Annotated in this window: 22 protein-coding genes; 6 read left to right on the top strand and 16 right to left on the bottom strand. The window is 60.2% G+C overall.

Features of this window, described 5'->3' with window-relative positions:
- Window positions 1-93 precede the first annotated feature (93 nt).
- Window positions 94-570 (top strand): Cys-tRNA(Pro) deacylase, encoded by a 477-nt coding sequence (gene ybaK / locus I6E60_RS06400; RefSeq protein ID WP_197179361.1) that lies wholly within the window; start codon window positions 94-96, stop codon window positions 568-570.
- Here the strand turns inward: ybaK and I6E60_RS06395 are convergent.
- Together I6E60_RS06395 and I6E60_RS06390 are read right to left on the bottom strand one after the other, a co-directional pair.
- On the bottom strand, window positions 567-1511 hold the full coding sequence (locus I6E60_RS06395; RefSeq protein WP_197179359.1) for a tetratricopeptide repeat protein: 945 nt from the start codon (window positions 1509-1511) through the stop codon (window positions 567-569). The genes ybaK and I6E60_RS06395 overlap by 4 nt on opposite strands.
- Entirely contained in the window at window positions 1508-3256 is a 1749-nt protein-coding gene (locus tag I6E60_RS06390) for a hypothetical protein (protein ID WP_307841788.1), read from the bottom strand. Before I6E60_RS06390 ends, I6E60_RS06395 begins: the two co-directional genes overlap by 4 nt.
- Before the next feature lie 282 nt (window positions 3257-3538).
- Here I6E60_RS06390 and I6E60_RS06385 point away from each other — a divergent pair, with 282 nt between their 5' ends.
- Window positions 3539-5878, top strand: a complete 2340-nt coding sequence (locus I6E60_RS06385; RefSeq protein ID WP_197179355.1) for a hypothetical protein — start codon at window positions 3539-3541, stop codon at window positions 5876-5878.
- 71 nt (window positions 5879-5949) lie between these two features.
- Entirely contained in the window at window positions 5950-7011 is a 1062-nt protein-coding gene (locus I6E60_RS06380; protein WP_197124092.1) for an AI-2E family transporter, read from the top strand.
- A gap of 10 nt (window positions 7012-7021) precedes the next feature.
- Here I6E60_RS06380 and I6E60_RS06375 read toward each other — a convergent pair whose 3' ends face one another.
- From I6E60_RS06375 to rpsB, 9 genes are all read right to left on the bottom strand, one after another.
- Window positions 7022-7771, bottom strand: a complete 750-nt coding sequence (locus I6E60_RS06375) for an alpha/beta hydrolase (RefSeq protein WP_197124089.1) — start codon at window positions 7769-7771, stop codon at window positions 7022-7024.
- 11 nt (window positions 7772-7782) lie between these two features.
- The gene (locus tag I6E60_RS06370; protein ID WP_197179354.1) at window positions 7783-8082 is read right to left on the bottom strand and encodes a hypothetical protein; all 300 of its coding nucleotides are present in this window, start codon (window positions 8080-8082) and stop codon (window positions 7783-7785) included.
- Window positions 8083-8113: 31 nt separating this feature from the next.
- A complete protein-coding gene (locus I6E60_RS06365; protein ID WP_231601141.1) occupies window positions 8114-8761 on the bottom strand; it encodes a transglycosylase SLT domain-containing protein in 648 nt (215 codons plus the stop codon).
- Between the two features lie 43 nt (window positions 8762-8804).
- Window positions 8805-9356: a DivIVA domain-containing protein gene (locus I6E60_RS06360; RefSeq protein ID WP_197179353.1), complete on the bottom strand. Its 552-nt coding sequence runs from the start codon at window positions 9354-9356 to the stop codon at window positions 8805-8807.
- Window positions 9357-9370: 14 nt separating this feature from the next.
- Window positions 9371-10249 carry a phosphatidate cytidylyltransferase gene (locus tag I6E60_RS06355; RefSeq protein WP_197124084.1) on the bottom strand — a complete coding sequence of 293 codons (879 nt, stop codon included), beginning with the start codon at window positions 10247-10249 and terminating at the stop codon, window positions 9371-9373.
- Window positions 10249-10800, bottom strand: coding sequence for a ribosome recycling factor (gene frr / locus I6E60_RS06350; RefSeq protein ID WP_197124082.1), 552 nt, complete (start codon window positions 10798-10800; stop codon window positions 10249-10251). The genes I6E60_RS06355 and frr overlap by 1 nt, the downstream gene beginning before the upstream one ends.
- A gap of 108 nt (window positions 10801-10908) precedes the next feature.
- Window positions 10909-11622 carry a UMP kinase gene (gene pyrH, locus I6E60_RS06345; protein WP_197124080.1) on the bottom strand — a complete coding sequence of 238 codons (714 nt, stop codon included), beginning with the start codon at window positions 11620-11622 and terminating at the stop codon, window positions 10909-10911.
- Between the two features lie 167 nt (window positions 11623-11789).
- Entirely contained in the window at window positions 11790-12617 is an 828-nt protein-coding gene (tsf, locus tag I6E60_RS06340) for a translation elongation factor Ts (protein ID WP_197124078.1), read from the bottom strand.
- A gap of 11 nt (window positions 12618-12628) precedes the next feature.
- Entirely contained in the window at window positions 12629-13606 is a 978-nt protein-coding gene (gene rpsB, locus I6E60_RS06335) for a 30S ribosomal protein S2 (protein WP_197124076.1), read from the bottom strand.
- Window positions 13607-13927: 321 nt separating this feature from the next.
- On the opposite strand from rpsB, the gene I6E60_RS06330 reads away from it, so the two are divergent.
- A complete protein-coding gene (locus I6E60_RS06330; RefSeq protein ID WP_197179352.1) occupies window positions 13928-14419 on the top strand; it encodes a M23 family metallopeptidase in 492 nt (163 codons plus the stop codon).
- A 62-nt stretch (window positions 14420-14481) separates the two neighbouring features.
- On the opposite strand, the gene I6E60_RS06325 is transcribed toward I6E60_RS06330, so the two are convergent.
- Window positions 14482-16653, bottom strand: coding sequence for an MMPL family transporter (locus I6E60_RS06325; protein WP_231601140.1), 2172 nt, complete (start codon window positions 16651-16653; stop codon window positions 14482-14484).
- A gap of 77 nt (window positions 16654-16730) precedes the next feature.
- Between I6E60_RS06325 and I6E60_RS06320 the strand changes: the two genes are divergently transcribed.
- On the top strand, window positions 16731-17309 hold the full coding sequence (locus I6E60_RS06320) for a MarR family winged helix-turn-helix transcriptional regulator (RefSeq protein WP_197124072.1): 579 nt from the start codon (window positions 16731-16733) through the stop codon (window positions 17307-17309).
- Window positions 17310-17350: 41 nt separating this feature from the next.
- On the opposite strand, the gene I6E60_RS06315 is transcribed toward I6E60_RS06320, so the two are convergent.
- Window positions 17351-18277 (bottom strand): tyrosine recombinase XerC, encoded by a 927-nt coding sequence (locus I6E60_RS06315; RefSeq protein WP_197179351.1) that lies wholly within the window; start codon window positions 18275-18277, stop codon window positions 17351-17353.
- 38 nt (window positions 18278-18315) lie between these two features.
- Here I6E60_RS06315 and I6E60_RS06310 point away from each other — a divergent pair, with 38 nt between their 5' ends.
- The gene (locus I6E60_RS06310; protein ID WP_197179350.1) at window positions 18316-19134 is read left to right on the top strand and encodes an SDR family oxidoreductase; all 819 of its coding nucleotides are present in this window, start codon (window positions 18316-18318) and stop codon (window positions 19132-19134) included.
- On the opposite strand, the gene I6E60_RS06305 is transcribed toward I6E60_RS06310, so the two are convergent.
- The 3 genes from I6E60_RS06305 to putP all read right to left on the bottom strand — a co-directional run bounded on the left by I6E60_RS06305 (window position 19121) and on the right by putP (window position 22771).
- Window positions 19121-19993, bottom strand: coding sequence for an NADPH-dependent oxidoreductase (locus I6E60_RS06305; RefSeq protein WP_197179349.1), 873 nt, complete (start codon window positions 19991-19993; stop codon window positions 19121-19123). The genes I6E60_RS06310 and I6E60_RS06305 overlap by 14 nt on opposite strands.
- A 75-nt stretch (window positions 19994-20068) precedes the next feature.
- Window positions 20069-20998, bottom strand: coding sequence for a phosphodiesterase (locus I6E60_RS06300; RefSeq protein WP_197179348.1), 930 nt, complete (start codon window positions 20996-20998; stop codon window positions 20069-20071).
- A gap of 252 nt (window positions 20999-21250) precedes the next feature.
- Window positions 21251-22771, bottom strand: coding sequence for a sodium/proline symporter PutP (gene putP, locus I6E60_RS06295; protein WP_197124062.1), 1521 nt, complete (start codon window positions 22769-22771; stop codon window positions 21251-21253).
- Window positions 22772-22861: the final 90 nt, after the last annotated feature.

The following is a 22861-nucleotide window of genomic DNA, read 5'->3' as shown; positions in this document are numbered from 1 at the left end:
GAATCCAATCGGATGCCTGTGTGTCATTACTCTAGATCGCATGCACTGTTGCTTCGACCCCGTCTTCATTCGCACGAACGCCGGAGCGCGCTGATGGCGCTCGGAACTCCGGCGACAGTGGCGCTGGACGCGCTCGGTATCTCGTTCACCCCGCACCCCTACGCTCACGATGCGGGCACGAGTGAATACGGTCGTGAGGCGGCGACCGTTCTTGGGGTTGATCCCGAACAGGTTTTCAAGACATTGATGACGATGGTGGATGACGAGATGGTCGTTGCCGTGGTGCCTGTCTCCGGAAAACTAGATCTCAAAGCGTTGGCCTCCGCTGTTGGAGGCAAAAAAGCCAGCATGGCTGATCCCGCAGTCGCACAACGGCGCACCGGCTACGTGCTGGGAGGAATCAGTCCGCTCGGGCAGAGAACAGCTCATCGCACCGTAATCGACGAAACTGTCGAGCTCTTCGACACCGTCTTTGTCAGCGGCGGCACGCGCGGCTTCGACATCGAGCTGATGCCCCGTGATCTCATTCGCGCTGCCGAGGCAATTACTGCCCCGATTGCGCGTGACTAGTAGAGCAGCAGTGTCAATCGACGACGAGCATCGGCAACACGAGGATCTTCAGCACCGGCGATTTCGAAGTACTCAAGAAGTCGGGTGCGGATGGCGCTCTTGCCGTCAGCATCGGTCGACGGAAACAGTTCAAGCAAACGATCGAAGGCATCACCGAGGTGACCACCGGACACATCAAGATCGGCGACCGCTAACTGCGCGTCTACGCTGAGAGGTTCTTGGGCCGCTGCGCTGCGCACAGCATCGACTGTGTGACCTTCCAAGCGCGAAAGCAGCGACACCTGAGCGAGCCCGGCCACTGCCTGCTGGTCGCGCGGGTTTTGGGTGATGGCTGACTGGTACGCAGCAATAGCCGCGGGATAGTCGCCAGCCGAGATAGCGTCGAAAGCTTCTTGATGCAACGGCGGCAACGGCTCTTCCACGGGCTCTGTGTCGCCCTCGTCAGCGTCTTCCGGCGCCGGCAGCGTGCCCGTTACTTTGTTCTGTGCCGCCAATTGCAACACCTGCTCAAGCACCTCTTTGAGGTCGTTCTCGGGCATGATGCCGCTGAAGAGCTGCACGGGTCGCCCACCAATAACGGCGGCAACGGTCGGAACCTCTTGCACTTGGAACGCCTGCACCAGCTGCGGATTGCTCGTGGCATCCACCACAACCAGGGCAAAACGGCCTTTGTACTGCGCGATCGTTGGCTCAAGGGCTGGCTCGATGCCCTGCCCATAAAACTCGACGATAACGGGAACCGTGTTCGACAGCTCAAGCACCTGCGTGAACGACGCATCATTCGCACTGGTGGCAAAACCACTGGGCTTCGGTGCTTCTCCCGGAGGGGTCGCACCGGCACCGTCACCGGCCGCAGGGGCAGGCGTGTTGTGCTGGCGAACGAGGGATGAGAGATCTACTGCGCCACGAAGGCTAGCGGCATTCAGGGGGGCGTTAGTCATTTCAACTCCGATGCTGCGACGAGTCCTTGGGTGTAGCCAAGCAAGACGATTTTCTCATCGCTGCCTGCTGCTGGGACATAAAAGAGTAGCTGATCGCCGTAGGTCGATTTGATGCCCTCTTCAGTAATAGAGATTCCCGAAAGGGCCTTGGTCTGACCACTAAAGGTGACGGCAGAGCCTTCTTCCTTAGGAGCAGCGACCTTGGTCTCATAGAGATGCACGGCAACAATCGCACCCGCATCAATAGTCGCCATTGCGATCGGATCGGCCGAGCCAAGGTCGTGACCGTAGGTCAACGTGGCAGTGCTGGAGAGCGCAGCCTTTTCCTTCTTCTTCACGGCAAGACCGACGCTCACGCGAAGGCTGTCGCCCTCAGCCTCAAAGTCAAGATAGGAATCGCTCTCGACATCCTGTTCAAGAATTTCTGCGTAGTTGAGAGCAACCTCGGTTGGCGAGGAACGCAGAAGACCGCTGTCGGCAGGAAGACGTGATGTTCCCACGCTTGCTGCGGCAACATCCGGGAATACCACAGAAGGCTCTAGGTTCATCGCGTAGCTGACCTTGTAGTTATCGCGCGGGGTTGCCTGCTCAAGGAACAGCGCAATCGGAGCGACGGTCGAATCAGTCTCGTCGAGGATGATCGTGAACACCGTGCGCGGCCATGATTCCGTCTGTTGGGGCAACGTCAGCTGGACCGGGCCATCGGGAATATCCGCAGGGGCAGCGATTGAATCGTCTGCATCGCGCATCGTGTAGTTCGCAAGACGGTATTCGAGCGCAGCCTCCGCAAAGCGCGTTTTGATGAGATCGGTGTCGCGCTCCTCATCCGCTTCTTGAGAGACGGCGCTGATTTGCGCAACGATCTTCTCAATCTGACGCACGGCCACCGCGGGAGCTGCAGCAGCACCGGCCGCAGAGGTGGAGGTAGCAGTGGGGCTCGGCACACCGTCATCTGCAGCGGAATTGGGTGAAGTTGAGGTCGTGCATCCGCTCAGAACGAGCACGCTGACCAGCACGGTTGGGACGGCGAACCGAACGGTCGTACGCAAAGTGGTGCTTTCGCTCGCCTTGGAACCACGCTTAGCAGGCTTGTAGCGAGCCTTCTTGGGAACCTTGGGCATCTTTTGCGGCTTGCGGCGAGGGCCACCAGCGCGTCGCATGTGATGAACAGCCCACATCAAGAAAATGAGCCCGAGCAACAGCACAGCAGCTCCGCCAAGGATGAGCGGACCGGCCCACGGCGTGGTGTTGTCGAGCGGCCACGAAATCGATACCGCGTTGGGAGCGGCTTCGATGCCGTCAGCGGCGACGATGAATGACACATCGCTCGGAATCTTCACCGTGAGGGCGAGTTCGTCCTCAGCTTCATAGCTTTCGAGCCACAGGTCGGAGTTGTAGGGGTCCGGAACCTCTTGTTCTGTGCCACTAATACTCTCAGTGGCGAGGTCGCCCGTTTCAGGATCGAGAGTGACCATGTTGTAACTGGCGTCACCGACCCACGCGAGCACATCTGTCGTGCGACCGTAGGCGGCCACGACACGGCGGTCGCCCTCGATTCGAATGGTTTGGTTGCCCGAGTACGCATTGAACGCTTCGCCGCTGATCACGGTGAGGGGCGCGGCGCCGCTCGTTTCTGCGGAAACCGAGACTTCGTCTGGGGTCGCAAGAATGGTCTGCTGTGCAATGCCGTAGCCGATGAGTCCGGCTGCGAGCATGAAGCTAACTATGGCGAGAACGAATCTCACTATCTCTCCTTTCGTGTTGCCCAGGATTACTCGCCGTGCGAGGGCCCTAGCCACACTGGCTGAACCTCGGTCGGACTAGAGGTAAGGGCCGCATCCACGCGGGTAGGCAACAACAAAGACGTTCAAGAATAGCCGATCGTGTTCTACCGACCTAGTTACTCTTCTGGGAAGTCTCTGGGAGATGAGTGAACGCCCCAGATTGGGGATGAGACCAAAATGACAGGAGGCCTCTTCATCCCACTAAACTCAGAGGGTTCATTCCGCTGACATCGAGGAGAAATCTTGGCCGCGAACGATACCGATTTCGGCACAGAGATGCGCGGTTACAAAAAAGACGACGTCGACAAACTGATCGGCGAACTTCGTCGTGAACTTGTAGCCGCCAAAGCAGACCGCACTGCCTCCACTAAAGAGGTCAAGCGACTCCTCGCCGTAAACGAAGATCTTCAGGCTGAACTCGACGAATCGGGAAGCCCCACCTACAGCGGACTCGGCTCCAAACTCGAAAGCATGCTGCGTGTTGCTGAAGAGCACTCCACCCAGCTCATCAGCCAAGCTGATATCGACGCCGAGAAAATGCGCAAGGCCGTGCAGTCTGAAACCGCCGCGCTGCGCGCCGACACTGCGAGCGAATCAGAACGCATCCTTGCTGAAACAAACAGTGAAGCCGCTGCGCTCGCCAAATCTTCCCGCAACGAAGCCGACACCCTGATCGCTCGCGCGAAAGACGAAGCATCTCAGCTCGTCGCCGATGCTTCCCGCGAAGCCGCCACCATCCGCGGTGCCGTCGCCACGGAAGCTGCGGATGCGCGCACCTCCGCCAAGCGTGAGTCTGCAGCACTGCGTGCCGAGACTGAACGCGCCATGACGGAGCTGCGTGCCAGCACCGCAAGCGAGGTTGCTGAAGCCCGCGAAGCTGCAGAGTCCTTGGCTCGCGATGCCGAGCTCGGCCGCGCGACGTTCGAGGCGGAGAACACGAAGCAGCGCGAGGATTTGCAGCGCGATATCGAACAGGCCCGCACCGACCTTGCTCGTGAGATTGAGACGGCACGCGCCGAGCTCGAAGCCGAGACAACGACCGCGCGCGAAACTCTCACCAATGAGACCAAGGCAGCCCACACCAAGCTCACCAACGAAACGAAGGCAGCCCACACCAAGCTGGCTAACGAAACGAAGGCAGCCCAAGCCAAGCACCAAGCAGAGCTCGACGCCGCCTACGCCACTCTCGAGGCCGAAGCCGAAGCCACTCGCACCGCGGCCGCCACAGAAGCAGCGAACACTCTCGCGGAACTTGAGAAGACCGTTCTCTCGACGCAGGCGTCCCTCGAGGCCGAACTCTCCGAAGCCCGCGAGCTGTGGGAGAACGACGAGCGCGAAGCCCGTCAGCTGCTTGAGAGCGACGTGACAACCACTCGCGCGGCACTCGACGATGAAGTGACCACAACGAAGGCTGCGCTTGAGCACGAAGTTACCAGCACCAAGGCAGCGCTCGAACAGGAAGTGACCAGCACCAAGACGGCACTCGAGCAAGAGGTGAAGGTTACCCAAGCTTCACTCGAACAAGAGGTTACGACCACTCGCGCGGGACTCGAAAAAGAGGTTGCAACCGCAAAGGCTGCCCTCGAAGACGAAGTCACCACGACCCGAGCTGAGCTCGAGGCTCACGTCAAGGCCACTCGAAACGAGCTCACCGCCGATGTCGCCGCCCAGAAAAAGGCGCTCAATAAAGAAGTCACTTCGACCAAGAAGGCGCTTGCCAAGGAAGTCTCGACAACCCGAGCTGCTTTGGAGAGCGATGTAGAGACCACGCAGGCCGGTCTCGAAGCAGAAATCACGGGTGCACGTGCCGCGTTCGAACAGGAGAGCACCACTGCTCGCGCCGAGTTCGAGGCCGAAATGAGCACCCGTCGCAACGAACTGGAAGCCGAAATCAACTCGGCAACGGCCGGCCTCGAAGAAGAAATGGCTCGCCGCCACGCAGAGTTGGATGCCGAAATCGATAGCAAGCGCACCGAACTCGAAAGCTACGTGTCAGAAACCCGTTCCACTCTCGCTCACGATGTCGAAAAGCAGACCACCGACCTCGACCGGGATGTTTCACGCCAACGCGCAGAGCTAGCCAACGAGGTTGAGTCAACGCGGGCCACCATCAAGCACCAGCTTGAGGAGACTCGCACCACGATCGAACGCGAGGCCGAACACGCTCGCATCTCACTTGAGCAAGAGATTGCGGCACGCCGCGATGACGCCGAGAAGGAATTCTTGGCGCAGCACAAAGAGGCAACAGCTCAAACACAGAACTACCTCGAGGAAGCCCAAGCCCAACTGGCCGAAGCCGTGCGTGAGGCCAACGCCAAACGTAACGAAGCAGAGGAACTCACCAAGAGCTCGCAAGCCGAAGCGAAGGCACTGCTCGCCGATGCCTCCGCCCGCGCCACTGACGAAGTCGCGGATGCCGAAGAGCGCGCCAAGGCGCTGCTCTCCGATGCCGAGAAGCGCTCTCACGATCTCATCAGCGAGGCCGAAGATCGCCTCGCCAAGATCAAGGCAGAACGCGAAACCGTTGCCGGATACTTCGAAAACCTTCGCGGAGTTCTGAACCAAGCCGAGGAAGTTAGCTAGCAACAGCCAGCACGGCACCTAGAATTACGCTCAGCCTGACACAGTTGCGTTAGGCCGAACGGAGCCATGCAATGAAGATCCTCAATCCATTCCGCCTCGGACTTCTCGGCGGTCTAGGGGTTCTTGTCGCGGTCGGAATCGGCCAGACAGTCATTTCGCTCGCGACGATCCTCACCTACGTGGGGGCTGCACTCTTTCTAGCGCTCGGCCTCGATCCGGTCGTCACGTGGCTCGAGACTAAGAAGTTTCCACGGTGGACCGCCATCCTTACGGTGCTGGTGGGTGTACTCGGCGTTTTCACGGGTCTCATTTTTGCGATCGTTCCCGTTATTGCCGAGCAGGTCAGAAATGCATCGGAGGCCATTCCGCGACTCGTCACAGCCTTCTTCGACGGAACCGTTCGAGAGAGCGTTGAGACAGCGTTCCCGTGGCTCAACGTGCAAGATCTGCTTGACGGCTTCAACGTCTGGATCGCAGACCTCGACTTCACCACGATCGGTGGCGGAGTATTTGCCGTCGGAATCGGTATCGCCACGGGGATTACCGGCGCCATCATCGTGCTTATTCTCACGATTTACTTCGTATCGTCGCTCAACAACATCAAGGGCGGCCTGTACCAACTCGTGCCCGCGACAAAGCGCGCGAAGTTCATCGACCTCGCTGAACAAGTCAGCGCTGCAGTTGGTCGCTACGTCATCGGCCAGGGCTCACTCGCACTCGTCAACGGCGTGCTCTCGTTCCTCGTCCTGACTCTGATTTTCCCGGCATTCGGGCTTCCCGTGAAGTACTCAGCGTTGCTGGCCTTCATCGCCTTCGTCGGGTCGCTCATCCCTCTGGTAGGAACGCTCAGCGGCTCCATCGTGATCACCTTGCTCGTGCTGCTGTTCAACGGCCCGCCCAGCGTGATCGCCGTCGGAATCTACTACCTGATCTACATGCAGGTTGAGGCCTATCTGCTCAACCCTCGCATCATGAACAAAGCCGTCAAGATTCCCGGTGCCCTCGTGGTGATTGCAGCTCTCGCCGGCGGAACACTGCTCGGTATCTTGGGGGCGCTTATCGCCATCCCCGTGGCCGCCGCAATTCTGCTGATTGTTCAGCAAGTTGTCGTGCCACGCCAAGCAGACCTCTAGCGACGAGGCGTCACAGCGCCGGTGTGGCCTCGGGCGGCCACGTGCGCGGCAAGGGAAGCGCCACAGGGTTGAGACGCGCCACAACCTCGCTGAGCACGCGATAGGTCTGTGTCTCCCCCACCCACAGGTGCTTGCCACCCTCGACGGCGACGAACTCCAGCTCCGGCACCGAGGCAAAACGCTGCGCGGCTTCTTCGGGCCGCAAGTAGTCATCGAGTTCGGGAATCACCGCGACCAAGCGACGCTCAGTTGCTGCCCACGCGGCTACATCATCCGCCGTCGCTCGATGCAGCGGCGGGGAAAGCAAAATGGCGCCCGTAATCGGATGCTGCAACCCATACTTGAGCGTGACTTCGGTGCCAAACGACCATCCGAGCAGCCACACGTTGGGAAGCCCACGCTCGCGCACGAAGTCCATAGCCGCGGCGAGGTCATGCGCTTCGAGTTCGCCCTCGCCGAATGATCCCTCCGAAGTTCCCCGTGGAGAGGTCACGCCGCGAAAGTTAAAGCGCAGCACTGCGATGTCGGCCAGCGCCGGCAATCGAGCGGCAGCCTTGCGGATGATGTGGGAATCCATGAACCCACCGGCCGTCGGCAAGGGGTGAAGCGTGACCAGGGTGGCAGCGATATGGCCCGACTCGGGCAAAGACAACTCCCCCACCAAAGTGAAACCGTCGTCAGTGTGCAACTCGATGTTCTCACGCACCGCCGGGAGCTCGGTGGCACCTCGAATGGGTTCGCTTGCGGGGGTGGTGTTCACGGAGGTTTGACTCACAATCTGATCTTCCAGCAGTGCTGATGCCAGTGGCGGCGCGCGGCGAGGTCGTCTGCCGATCCCATGATGCCGTCAGCGCGCCACGTGACGGTGTGCGCAGTGCCCGAAGTGATCGTTTGCGAGCATCCGGGGCAGGTGTAGTTCTTGAGGGCGTTAGCGGGCGATACAGGCTGAACGTTCCACTCGCCGTCACGCTTCACTTCGGTGCGGCGAGAGCCGAACAGTGCCTGCCTGAGGTCGCCATTGTCGTCATCGTCGGGGCGACGCCGCCCGCGGGGGCGATTAGAACGAGGCATAGCTCAAGCTTATGCGGAGATGCGAGGCGGTCTAGTACCAGCCATTGGACTCTGAATAAGCCCACGCGCCACACGGGGTTCCGTAACGGCCCTCGATGTAGCTCAAACCCCAGGAAATCTGAGTTGCCGGGTTTGTAGCCCAGTCGGCACCGGCAGTAGCCATCTTGCTACCGGGAAGCGCCTGCGGGATGCCATAGGCACCACTAGAGGCATTCTGCGCGTACACATTCCAGCCAGATTCACGGTTCCACAGGCTGACGAGGCAGCTGTACTCCCCCGAGCCCAAACCACGGGCTGTCAGCATGGACAAGGCAACAGCCTGCGCTGTGCCGGGGTCAGGCGTTCCCACTGCCGGTGCTGCGGGAGCGGCGACCACGACAGGCTCAACGACGAGCTCCTTGATCGTGAGTTTGTCGCGCTCGACTTCATTAACAAAACCCTCGGCAACCGTGATCGACTGCACTTCTGCGCGCTGCACGGTGCTCAGAGGAACCTGCGCCGCCGAGACAGTGCTGGCAGGAGTGGGCACGGCCATCATGAGCGTCGCGATGAAGCCCAAGCTCACGGTAGAAGCAAAGATAGGCAGGCTCCAAGAGACACGGGTGTGGCGCCCAGAAAGATCCGCGCCCTGACTCTTGGCCTGAGCGCGGAGGATTGCCGCATGAGATTTAATAAACAAAGTAAACCGATGCTAACGGACAGACCTGAAAAAACAGAGGGAATTATCGAACGGCAAGCATGACGTCGATAACAGAGTCGATCAAGTAGTCGACCTGTGCTTCGCGGTAGCCGCCCTTGGCGCTTCGGAATGCCGCCGTGCGCACGCGATCGATCGTGAGCGGGGCACCGTGCTGGAAGTAGTCCGCAAGCTCTTGGGCGAAGGCATCCACATCTTTGATCGAGTAGCCGATCGTGAACGAACTTGTGCGGGCAAACTTCTTGCCATCCCGTCGGGCAAGACGATTGAGAATCTCTTGGGCCTCAGAGCGAGCCTTGGCGTACCAGGCGGTCTCCCCCAGCTCTGCAATCGCACGGTCACGCTCGCGAGCGGCAAAAGCGTCTTCAAGGCGCTCCAACGCGGAGTCAACGTGTACCGGCGAATATCCACCCTTTTGCATCGCAAAAGCTAGCTTGCGGATGGTGCGAGACGACACGACAGACGAGTCACCGCGATCGGCGGTGTAGGCACGACGCGCCTCCTCGAGGAAGTCCTCGACCTGGTCGACGTTGTACCCGAGCTTTGACTTTCGGCTACGAGGAAATGTGGTGCTCACGGTTCTATTGTGCCTTACGAGAAGATAAGAAAGAGTGCATAGCCCGCCGCGGCGGACAAAAGCGACGAATCTACACGATCCAAGAAGCCGCCGTGGCCCGGAAGCCAGGTACTAATGTCTTTGATCCCGAGGTCACGCTTGATGAGTGACTCCGCCAGATCTCCCATGGTGGCGGTACCCAAGATAACGAGACCAAAGATGAGTCCAACCCACCAGGGCTGATCGATCATGAAGAGGGCAAGCAGAATGCCAGCGGTGATCGCCGAAAGCGCTGCTCCGGCAAACCCTTCCCAGGTTTTTCCGGGGCTGATGGTGGGAGCCATCTTATGTTTGCCAAACGAAAGCCCGCTCGCATACGCCCCGATGTCACTGACAACAACAACGATCAACATTGCAAGCGTCCACCACTGACCGCCGTCTTGAGCAGTTAGCAGCACCGTGAAGCTTGCCAAGAACGCGACGTACAACATCACGAAGACGCCGGCGCCAAGGTCGCGCATGATCGACCGCACCGAGCCACGGTGACTCGGCATCACGACTACTTCAACGAGTCGCCACAGCCACACGAACACAATGCCACCGAGCGTGACAAACCACTGGCCTTCAGCCTGCCAATAGAACGACGCGGGAACAACAGCAACCGCCGCGATGACGGCTGCCACTCGCGGAATCTTGAGGCCCGCAAAACGAAGCGCGCTGGCAAGCTCGAACGCCGTGAAGGCAACCAGCACGCCGGCAAAGAGCATGTACAGCTCTTTGACAAAGATCAGGCTGAACAACAATGCAAGACCAAGGCCCAGCCCCACAGTGAGAGCCATCGCCAAAGGACGCCCCGTGCGGGCGTTAATCTTGTCGTTTGTAGCTCTAACGTGAGCTTCGAATTCGGAGACCATTAGACCTCGAGCAGTTCAGCTTCTTTACGCTTGAGGGCGTCGTCGATTGTGTCGACGTGAGCCTTCGTGCTCGCTTCTAGTTCTTTCTCAGCGCGCGCGACCTCATCTTCGCCGACCTCAGTCAGTGCTTCAAGGTCGTCTTTCGCCTTACGGCGCACGTTGCGAAGCGAGACACGAGCCTGCTCAGCCTTGTCGCGCACAACCTTGACGAACTCCTTGCGGCGTTCTTCGGTAAGTTCCGGCAGCGTGGCACGGATGACATTGCCATCGTTGCCGACGCTGGCACCGAGGTGGTGAGCGCCTGCGATTGCCTTCTCAATGTCTTTGAGCGCGGACTTGTCGAACGGGGTGATCAAGAGAGTACGAGCCTCTTGGTTCACCATGGACGCAAGCTGCTGCAACGGTGTGGGGGTTCCGTAGTAGTCCACAAGGACCTTTTGGAACAACGCCGGGTTAGCGCGGCCGGTACGAACCGTGCCGAAGTCATCTTTGGCAGCTTCTACTGCCTTGTTCATCTTTTCGCTAGCCTCGGCTAGAACATCACTGATCACGGGGGCACTCCTCTGGGTCTCACCCGAGTTTAGCGTGCAGAGGCATGAACAACTGCGGTGCGGCACTCGGAAATCGTTTGGGTGGGGCGGGAATTGGTGCGCTGAACGCTATCCGTGCACGCGAGTGCCGATTTGCTCTCCCACGATAGCGCGCGTGAGGTTTCCTGCTGGCTCCATGCCGAACACGAGCATCGGCATCGCATTGTCCATGCACAGGCTAAACGCGGTCGAATCGACGACCTTGAGGCCCTGCACGAGCGCATCCTGAAAGCTGATTGATTCAAGCTTGCGTGCATCCGGATTGCTGCGGGGGTCAGCGTCGTACACGCCGTCAACGCCGTTCTTAGCAACGAGCACTTCTTCGGCGCCGATCTCGAGGGCACGCTGAGCTGCAACAGTGTCGGTGGAGAAGTACGGCAAGCCTGCACCGGCACCGAAGATAACAACTCGGCCCTTCTCGAGATGACGTTCAGCGCGCAACGGAATATAGGGTTCTGCGACCTGCGTCATAGCGATAGCGGACTGCACGCGCGTAGCCGTACCGGCCTGCTCGAGGAAGTCTTGAAGGGCAAGGGCATTCATGACGGTGCCCAACATGCCCATGTAGTCGGCGCGGCCACGATCCATTCCACGCTGGCTGAGCTCAGCACCGCGGAAGAAGTTGCCGCCACCAACGACGATAGCGATCTCCACGTCAGCCGCAGCAGCAGCAATTTCTTTAGCGAGGGCCGAGACAACATCGGGGTTAACGCCCAACTGCCCACCACCGAATGCTTCTCCCGACAGTTTTAGCAGCACTCGGCGTTTGCGTTGAATTGTCATCGTCTTCTTTCCCTAGCGGTTCTCTATTACAGGGTATTGCGTTGCGGAGAGTTCAGCACGGGCGCACAGCACATTCGCCGCAATGACCGTGCCGGGCCGCCTGATCCGCGGCGGCACACAACAAAGGCCCGAGGCAATAGAGCCTCGGGCCTTCATCGATATGCGTGTTAGGCGCCTACCTTGAAGCGTGCAAAACCAGTGATGGTGATGCCCGCGTCAGCGGCAACCTTGGCGACCGAAACCTTGTTGTCACGAGCGTAGTCCTGGTCAAGCAGGGCAACCTGCTTGAAGAACGCGCCGAGACGGCCTTCAACGATCTTGGGCAGAGCAGCGTCAGGCTTGCCCTCTCCGCGACTGATCTCTTCAACGATACGACGCTCATTCTCGACATCATCTGCCGGAACGTCTTCACGCGAAAGGTAGGTCGGAGCAGCGAACGAGATGTGCTGCGCGATTCCGCGAGCGGTCTCTGCATCGTCACCCGTGTATGCGACAACAACGCCGACCTGCGGAGGCAGGTCCTTGTTGGTGCGGTGCATGTAGACCTCGAACGAGTCACCCTCTACCTTGGTCAGGCGACGCAGTTCGAACTTCTCACCGAGAATCGCAGCCTCATCGTTGATGAGCTGTTCGACAGTCGACGACCCAGCGGGGGCCGCGAGGCCCTCTTCCACGGTCGACGCGCCGGACTCAGCAACTGCGGTAGCAACGGCCTCGCCGAGAGCAACGAACTTGTCACCCTTTGCAACGAAGTCGGTCTCGCAGGCGAGCTCGATGATGGTGGTTGCTCCGCCAGCGGTCTTCGCGGCGATGAGGCCTTCGCTGGTGGAACGGTCAGAACGCTTTGCGTTGCTCTTGGCACCGCGCAGACGCAGGAGCTCGGTGGCCTTTTCGAGGTCACCGCCCGCCTCAACGAGAGCGTTCTTGGTTTCAACCATGCCGGTGCCGAGGCGCTCGCGCAGGGTCTTGAGGTCTTCGAGGCTGAAGTCTGCCATTGTTCGAATCCTTACTTCTTGTCGTCAGCTGCGTCTGCAGCCTTCGCGGGGGTCTTCTTTGCTGCGGGCTTAGCGGCGGCCTTCTCAGCCTTTGCCTCTGCCTTGGCAGGCTCTTCAGCCTTAGCTTCTTCAGCCTTGGGCTCTTCAGCCTTAGCTTCTTCAGCCTTGGGCTCTTCAGCCTTGGGCTCTTCGGCCTTGGGCTCTTCGGTCTTAGCTGCAGCGGCATCCGCGTCAGCCTGGCCGAGAAGCTCAGCTTCCCAGGCAGCCATGGGCTCTACTTCTTTGCCCTCTTCTGGCTTCTGGTGACGCTGAATGAGGCCCTCAGCAGCAGCGTCAGCAACGATGCGCGTGAGGAGACCAACCGAGCGGATGGCGTCGTCGTTACCCGGGATCGGGTACGCAACGTCGTCGGGGTCGCAGTTGGTGTCGAGGATGGCGATGACGGGGATACCAAGCTTGTGAGCCTCGTCAATGGCGAGGTGCTCCTTCTTGGTGTCAACGATCCAGATGGCCGAAGGGGTCTTCGTGAGGTTACGGATACCGCCGAGGCTCTTCTGCAGTTTCACAAGCTCGCGCTTCTGAATGAGCAGTTCCTTCTTGGTGAAACCACGTGTGGTGTCATCGAAGTCGACCTCTTCGAGTTCCTTCATGCGCGCAAGACGCTTGGAAACCGTCTGGAAGTTGGTGAGGAGTCCACCGAGCCAGCGCTGGTTGACGTAGGGCTGGCCTACGCGCAGTGCCTGCTCAGCGATCGTTCCCTGTGCCTGCTTCTTGGTACCGACGAAGAGGATGGTTCCGCCGTGGGCGACCGTCTCCTTGACGTAGTCATAGACAGCGTCGATGTAACCAAGCGACTGCTGCAAGTCGATGATGTGGCTGCCCGAGCGCTCGGTCAGAATAAAGCGCTTCATTTTCGGGTTCCAACGACGAGTCTGGTGTCCGAAGTGTACGCCGCTGTCGAGCAGCTGGCGGATGGTTACGACGGCCATGGCCGTTCTCCTTTTCTGGCTCACTGGCGCGCGTGGCGGCAATGGCCTTCTCAGTTAATACTCGCGACCGGTTGGCGCGAATCCTAGTGCCCGGGCATACCTCCGCCCCCAGCGCAATGGTGCACGAGAGGGGACTGAGTGGAGGTAGCGGCCGTGTGCTGCGGTAGTTGTACTGCAACGGGGCACGCGTAGTCACCGCGAATACACGCGGTGCTGCCAAAATCATACCATCGCTCCCCCACAACAGCATCACAGGGAACAGTTTTCCCCTGATGTCTATTTCGGCCGCAATAAGGAAGGTCAGACGAGCACTCTGAATAGATGTTTCGAACCCCTGCATCCATGATTCTTGCGCTCCTCGTGGTGGCGGTCACCGGCGCGAGCGCACACGCGACCACGACCACCGAGTGGGACTGGCCAGTGGCGATACCGCATCCGATCATCCGCCCCTATATCGCGCCGGAGACGGCGTATTCGGCGGGACATCGTGGAATCGACATTGGCGCTGGCACCACGACTGAGGTGCGAGCTCCCTCCGCGGGTGTCGTGCACTTCGCCGGAGTCGTGGTGGACCGCCCGGTGTTGTCGCTGCGCCACCCTGGCGGACTCATCACAAGCTACGAGCCCGTCACCACCACGCTGGCCCGCGGTGACTCCGTGCAGCAGGGAGAGGTGATTGGCGAGCTGAAGCCCGGACACTGTTCGGTCGCGTGCATCCACTTTGGCGTGCGGCTCGATGGCGAGTACGTGTCGCCGCTCAATTACCTCGGAGCGATACCGCGGGCGATACTGCTGCCCACACGAAAGCCCTAGTCGAGCCCGAGCGCAGAGCGCCTGCGGGCTCGACTAGGGCGAGCATCCGAGTTGGGCGTCGACTAAGCGTCGATGCTGTGTTTCGGTGAGCGCTCATCCTCCGCGTGCTTCGGAGCGTGATCTTCGGCGTGAGCGGGAGCGTGCTCGCGCACGTGCTCGGCAGCGCCACGCTTCGGGGTGCGAACTTCTGCACCAACCGAAATCACGCGACCCGGCCACCAGAACTTCTCGCCAAGCATGAACGCGAGCGACGGCACGATCACGGTGCGAACCAGCAGCGTGTCGAGCAGCACACCGATGCAGACGATGATTCCGATCTGCGTGAGCGTGATGAGCGGCAAAACACCCAGTACCGCGAACACGGCGGCGAGCAAAATACCCGCACTAGTGATGACGCCGCCGGTCGAGGAGAGCGCGCGAATCATCCCCTGGCGTGTGCCGTGTTCGACCGCTTCTTCTCGAGCCCGGGTGACCAAGAAGATGTTGTAATCCACACCTAGCGCCACGAGGAAGAGGAAGCTAAACAGCACCACATTGGTGTCGATAGCCGGGAATCCGAAGACCGACTGGAATAGCAACCAACTGGCACCCAAACTCGCAAAGAACGAAGCAAGCACCGTGAGCAGCAACAGAATCGGAGCAACAAGCGAACGCAAGAGCAGCACCAACACGATGAAGACCAGGCCCAAGATAAGCGGGATCACCAGATCTTGGTCATGCTGTTGGGCGCGCTGCACGTCGAGAGCCTGCGCATCCAACCCGCCGACGAGCGCATCAGCACCGTCGATGCTGGACAGTTCAGCGCGGAGAGCCTCAATAGCGGCGAACGAGCCCTCAGTTTCGGCTGCGTCATCCAACACCACACTGATCTGCGTAATCGTCGACGTGCTTTCGCCGATGCTGACCGCGTCCACGCCCTCGACGCCCTCGGCCGCTTGGGCAGCCTCAGCGGCATAGTCAGAGTTCACAATGACGGATGCCGGAGAACCGCTGCCAGCAGGAAAGGCGTCAGCAATAAGTTCTTGGCCCTGAACCGCTTCGGGAACCTGCGTAAAGCTCTCGGTCTGGGAGAGACCAATCTTGATTTGCGGAACGCCCAAGGAGAGCGCGCCAAGCACGATCGCGCCCAGAATGGCAACGGCAACGGGCTTCTTGGAGACCAAAACGCCCAGCTTGTGCCAGACACCGCGTTCTGCGCTGCCTTCAGTGCCGAACTTGGGGATGTACGGCCAGAAGAGACCGCGACCGAACAAGACGAGAGCCGCCGGCAAGACGACGAGCGCGAAGATCATGGCGATAACGACACCCGTGGCACACGCGATGCCGAGCGCACGGTTGCCCTGCAGCTCAGCGAATACCAGCGTGAGGAGGGCGAGCACCACTGTGCTGCCGCTGGCGATGATCGCCGGGCCCGCTCCGCGCAGTGCTCGCGACATCGCCTCGCGACGATCTTCTTCCAAGCGTAATTCGTCACGGTAACGGGCGATGAGCAGCAGCGCGTAGTTGGTTCCGGCACCGAAGACCAGCACCGAGAGAATTCCCGTGACCGAGGCATCCAAGGGGATGCCAGCGAGCGCGGCGACACGAGCCGCGACGATTCCGGCAAGACCGTCGGCAGTACCGACGACAATGAGCGGGACAAGCCACAACCAGGGGCTGCGGTACGTCACGAGCAGGAGCACTGCGACAACAATCACGGTGGTGATGAGAAGGGTGAAGTCAGCACCTTCAAAGACGGCGGCGATGTCGACCGCAAATCCTTCGGGACCACTGAGCAATGCAGTGAGGCCACTCGGAAGGTCAGCGTTGACTTCCTCGCGAATCTCATCCGCGCGCTCGGCTTGTTCGCCAGCTTCGGAGAGGGAATCGAGCGGAACCGTGACGATCGCGGTCGTGCCGTCGTCGGAGAATGTTGGTGGTGGAACGAATCCCTCGGCCGAGAGGTCGCTCAGCGTGCCAGCCGCCTCGGTGATGGCAGCGGTGTCGCCGTCGGTGAGTGCATCACCGTCACGCGTGAAGACGAGAAGAGCAACCGTGGAGTCAGCCCCAGGGAGGTCTTCTGCTGCAGCGGCGGCCTGTGCCGATTCGGCTGACTCCGGAAGACCGACGCCGGGAAGGGCGCCCTCTTCGTTGCCCGAACCTGCAGCGAATATTGCGCCCGCCGCGAGAAAGGCGGCGACCAATACGATCCACGAAGTGCGCCGGGCGGTGATGAATGTCCTGAGGCGAGACATCGCTCTCCTTCTGAAGAAAAGTACTTCGATTAACTAGATATTAGACAAGTTAGAAACATAGCGGTAAAGTGAGCGGCATGCAACACACCGAATCCCCTCCGGAGCGTCCCGACGCGCGACGCCCCACCCAGCTGTTGCGCGACATCCTCGATATCAGTGAAGAGTTCGAGGAACACGTCGGCCGAACCCTCTCGGTCAACCCGACCGACCTCGAAGCGATGAACCACCTGATCATGAGCGGGCCGCTGCCACCGACTGAGCTGTCTCGTCGCCTCAATATCTCGACGCCAGCCGTGACCGCCTCTATCGACCGACTCATCAACGTCGGCCATGTGACGCGGGAACAACATCCCACCGACCGCAGAAGCGTCGTTGTTGTGCCCAACCCGAGTTCGGTCGCGACAGCAATGGCCACGCTAATGCCCATGATTATGGGCATTGACCGCGTGCTCGATAACTTCGACGACAACGAGAAAGACGTCATCGAGCGATACCTCGATCAGGTCGTCTCTATCTATCGCGCGCAGCTCCCGGAGCCCACTGACGTTCCCTCCCCCAAGCCAGCAGTCGCGCCACCCAAGATTGACCCGCCAGGCCCGCGCCGCACGTCGTGGAAACCAGAAACCCACGTGGGCGACAGCCCGCTCATGGGCTGAGAGATACCAGAAGCCTAGCCGCTGACCGTTGAGCCGAATGCTTAGGCGCGGGGATGCGCGGTGCGGTAGCTTTCGCGCAAACGCTCCGTCGAGACATGGGTGTACAGCTGGGTAGTGCCCAGACTGGCATGCCCCAAAAGCTCCTGCACCGCCCGTAGATCGGCGCCGCCATCCAAGAGGTGAGTTGCAGCGGTATGTCTCAACGTGTGCGGCCCGGATCCGCCCGAACCAGGAACGTCGGCGAGCAAATGGGCGATCACTTCGTACACCGTGCGCCCACTGACACGTTTGCCACGGGCACCCACAAATAGCGGTGCCGCTCCCCCGATTTCGGCGGTGAGCTGAGGTCGGCCACGCTCGAGATAATCGGCGATCGCGCGTTGAGCCGGAATTCCAAACGGAACCACCCGCTCCTTCGATCCTTTACCCATCACGCGCACCGTGAGCCGGGAATCATCCACGTCATTCGCACTGAGCCCCACAAGCTCACTCACCCGCAACGCCGAGGCATAGAGGAGCTCGACAATGGCCCTGTCCCGCAGCGCTACTGGATCCGCCGTGGACGCCCGCGACTCAACACTCTGCAACATCTCGGACATCTGATCGCGATTGAGAACCCGAGGCAAGTGCCGGTCGGCCTTCGGCGCTTTAAGACGAGCCGCGGCATCCAACTCGGTGTAATTATTCTGGGCCAACCACGCGCTGAACGCCCGCGAGGCTGCCGCCCGGCGCGCCAACGTAGCTTTTGCGAGCCCCTCTTGGGAGGACTGCCACAACCACTCGCGCAAGAGTTCGAGATCGAGATCAGCGGGCTCTGTCACCAACCGGTCTGCCGCGAAGGTGACGAGGTTAGTGAGATCAGAACGGTAGGAACGAATCGTGTGCACGCTGAAGCCACGGTCTGCCGAGAGGTACTCGACGAACGTATCCACAAGGCGGGGCAGGTTCACCCCTCTATCGTGCGGCATGCTGACGACAATGGGGCTCGACGCGATAGCGTTTCGGGATGACCATTCAGCCTTCACGCTCCTCTGCCAGCACGGCCCGCGGCACCGCACTCGTCACAGGAGCGACCTCCGGCCTCGGGGCGGAGTTCGCCCATCAACTCGCTTCTGGTGGGTACAACATTGTTCTGGTGGCGCGAGATCTAGCCAGGCTTGAGGCTGTCGCAGCCGACCTGCGCTCACGCTATGGCGTCACCGCCGAAGTGCTGAAGGCCGATCTCACCAATGTCGATGAGAGGGCGATTGTCGAGCAGCGTTTGCACTCGGCGGATGCCCCCATCAGCTATCTGGTGAACAACGCCGGCTACGGATTAGCGCAAGAGTTTGAATCGAACTCCATCGACGACGAAGAGCGGATGCTGGAGATCCTCGCCACCGTGCCCCTCCGCCTCAGCCACGCAGTGCTCGGCGGCATGCTCAGCCGAGGATCCGGCACCGTACTTACTGTCGCCAGCATCGCTGCGGGCGCCCCGCTCGGGCTCTATAGCGCGGCGAAGACGTGGCCACTGAGCTTCAGCCGGTGGGCGAACGCCCAGTACCGCCATCGCGGGCTGACATTCACCGCAGTGGCCCCGGGTTTTGTCCGCACCGAATTCCATGCTCGACTCGGCATTGAGCGCGCCGACATGGCCCCGAAGTGGATGTGGCTCGATGCGAGCTTCGTGGTTCGCTCCGCCCTGCGCTCAGCGGCACGCGGTCGCGCCGTCTCTGTGCCTAGCGTGCGCTACAAACTCATCTGGGCTCTGATGAAGGTCACGCAACCACTAATCATGGTCTTCGTCGCGCGCGCAAGTCGTGCCGCTAGCGCTAACGGATCCTGAAACCGCGCGCTTCGACTTCGTCTTTGAGGTGGTCGCGCATCGCAACCGACGGCCTCGTTACGCCCTCCGGCTTGCTGGTGCGGCGGGCTGTGTGCTCGGCCCAACCATATTCCGAGTCAGGAATCTGCACGCCTGCGCTGGTGACCTGACGGCCCGAGTAGAGACCGTTAGCAATCATGACGTCGTCGTAGTCGCTGACGTGCTTCTCGATGTCGTCACCTGAATACTGTTCCCGGTGCACAACGGCCTCGCTCGACAAACGCGGCTTTGTTCCCCGACGCACTCCCTCCCGCGGATGACCGAGAGTGAGACCAGCGACGGCAAAGACTCCCTGGGGCAGGCCCAACTCGTCGGCAATCGCCGAAGGCTGATTGCGCACCGAACCGATAGGAACAGCGCCAAGCCCGAGCGACTCGGCGGCGACTAGCGCGTTCTCAAGCGCGAGAGCGGCATCGACGGATGCCATGAGGAACATTTCGAGGTTGTCAGCATCGAATGTGTGCCCCTGTCGCTCGGCTAGGTAGTGAAAACGGGACACATCGGCGCAGAAGATCAGCATGACAGGGGCTTCAGCGACGTAGCGCTGGTCGCCAACTAGGTGAGCCAGGCGAGCACGGCGCTCTGCATCCTCAACGACGATGATGCTGAACGCCTGCAAGTTAGATGATGTCGGGGCGCTGCGGGCAGACACCAAGATTGCTTCCAGCGCTTTCGCCGCAATCGGCGTCGACTCAAAGCTGCGAATCGACTCGTGGCTCGTGAGCACCCGAATCGTGTCCGTGATGAACTCGGGGGAAATCTCCCGCTGCTCTTGTTCGATTCGAGATGTGGGTGCGGTGTTTGTTGAGCCCAAAGTCATAGTTCAATGATTTCACGGCGCACTGGATGCTTCGTGCACACGCGACGCGAGCGAGAAGCGTGCAGCAAACCCGAGCTAGTCGGAGGCCGCCACTTCTACCGCATTGAACGTAGAGTTTTTGGCTGAGAACGTCTCGAGGCGCTGCTCTGGCGTCATCGCTTCGACTTGCGCCCAGGCTTCAGCAGAGTGGCCCGTGATCTCCGTGGTGTCGCCGACCGGAATGATCGAGTGCACGGTCTGCTTCTCGTAAACGTGCACAACGTTGACCGACTGCCCGTAGTCGACTCCGGAAAGCAGTCGTTCATGGGCACTGAGGTCGAGGGTGTAACACGTCGCCGACGCGACGGAAACAGGGATGCCAGCGAAAGTCGAATGCGTCGAATAGTGCAAATGGCCGCCTAAAATCGCGCGAACGTCGCTGCCCTGCAGCACCTCCGCGAGCCGGTCTTGACCCTGCAGCTCAAGCATCCCCATCGCCTCCAACATCGGGGTAGGGATGGGCGGATGATGCACCGCCAAAAGCGTGCCATGCGGTGCCGGGGTGGCCAGTTCGTTGCGCAGCCAGTCCAGCTGTTCGTCGCCGATCTCGCCGTGGTGGTAGCCCGGCACCGTGGTGTCGAAAGAGATGATGCGCAATCCGTCAATCATGTAGACCCGGTCTTGTGGGGCATCCGATTTTTCGTCGAACAGCAGCGATGAGTACTGGGCGCGCTCGTCGTGATTACCCATCACCCAAATGATCTCGGCGTTCATGCGTTTCGCTGCCGGCTCGACGATTGCACGCAAACGCACGTAAGCGTCGGGCTCGCCCAGATCGGCGAGGTCTCCCGTGAACACGATGGCTTGAGGATTCGCGGTTGAGCGCTCAAGTTGAGCAAGTGCCTGCTCGAGGTGAGCGATCGTATTGACCGCGCCATACAGCGGTCGACCGCCGGCGAGCAGATGAGTGTCGCTGACATGCGCGATGACGTGGCTGGGGGCAGGATATTGGCCGAGTTGAATCACAAGCCAAGCCTAGGGCGCGCCCCTGTCATCCGCCGTGAATTCTTGGAAATTTGCGGGACGCGCTCCTGCAGGCCGAGCACTGAGCCTGACGAAGCTCCGACGGTGGGGATCTGATCTCGTCGCGCGCGATCCGCCCGGCCCCGGACTGAGGGTCACTCCGGCAGCGTTAACGAAAAATGCCCGCTCCCACAATTGTGGGAGCGGGCATTTCATGTTGTCGACCTAGCTAGCGTGGGCCGCTAGGCCACCGCTTTAGTCCTCCTTGTCGAAGACGGGCAACGTGACCGTTCCGGTGCGAACACCCTCGACTGCAGAGTCGAACTCGGTAACGATGTTGTCGCTGTGCTTGAAGGTGAGCAAGCTCACGACTACAGCGACGATCAGGTTGAGCGCGAAACCGGGCACGATTTCGTACATAACTCCCGAGAGCGCGTCGACGTTGCCCCAGATAACCACAGTGACGGCACCCGCGATCATGCCGGCGATCGCTCCCGGCGCCGTGAGTTTGCGCCAGAAGAGAGACAGAAGCACGATCGGGCCGAACGCTGCACCGAAACCGGCCCATGCATACGACACCAGTTCGAGTACCGATGATTCAGGGTTCAGAGCGAGCAGGATGGCGATGATCGAGACCACCAAGACACCCATGCGTCCAAGAACGACCTGAGCCTTGGGCGTCGCTTCCTTCTTGGCAACGATCTTGAAGAGGTCTTCGACGAGAGCCGAAGATGACACGATCAGCTGGGAAGAAATCGTACTCATCACAGCAGCAAGCACCGCGGCAAGAACGAAGCCAGCAATCAACGGGTGGAAGAAGACCTGAGACAACTCAAGGAACACCTTCTCCGGGTCGTCGAGCGTGAGATCCGGGTTCTGCTGGAAGTACGCGACACCGATGAGGGCGGATGCCATGGCACCAAGAACAGAAATAACCATCCAGCTGATTCCGATACGGCGACCGGCTACAGCGTCTCCCGGCGAGCGAAGCGCCATGAAGCGCACGAGAATGTGCGGCTGACCGAAATAACCGAGTCCCCAAGCGGCAGCAGAGATCGCAGCGATAGCAGAACCACCGAAGAGGTTGAGCATGTCGACTTCTTCGCTACTCACCGCACGGATCGATTCCATGGCGCCGTCAACGCCACCGACCTGCGAGATACCGATGATGGGAACAAAAATCAGGGCGAGGAAGATCATGATTCCCTGCACCACGTCGGTGTACGTCGCGCCGATAAAGCCTCCAAAGAGGGTGTACAGCACAGTGACACCACCCACGAGGAGCATGCCGATGAGGTATTCAGAGTTGAATGCGCTCTCGAAGAACTTTCCGCCAGCGACCATGCCGGAGGAAACGTAGAAAGTGAAGAAGACGAGGATGATGACACCGGCGGTCACGCGCAGAATGTGAGACTTATCGCGAAGGCGATTCTCGAAGAAGCTCGGCACCGTAATCGAGTTTTTGGAAACTTCGGTATATGCGCGCAAGCGCGGTGCGACAAACTTCCAGTTGAGCCAAGCGCCGATCGTGAGGCCGATGGCGATCCAGCCTTCGACGAGGCCGCCGACGTAGAACGCTCCCGGGAGTCCGAGGAGTAGCCAGCCGGACATGTCGGATGCGCCGGCGCTGAGGGCTGCGACGCCGGGGCTGAGCTTGCGGCCAGCGAGCATGTAGTCGTCAAGGTCAGTGGTTCGCTTGTACGCCCACCATCCAATGCCAAGCATCGCGGCCATATAAATGACCATCGCAATAATTTGGAAGGTTAGATCGTTCACAGTGTTGCCTTTCTCATGCATGTGCGTGGGTTAAGCCTGTCTACCCTCGCAGAGATAAGGATTAGTAACAATCCAAAATGTCACACATAA

The organism is Salinibacterium sp. SWN167 (assembly GCF_015864665.1).
Taxonomy (GTDB): Bacteria; Actinomycetota; Actinomycetes; order Actinomycetales; family Microbacteriaceae; genus Rhodoglobus.
Note: the sequence above shows the minus strand (reverse complement) of the source record. Positions and strands in the feature narration are given on the sequence as shown.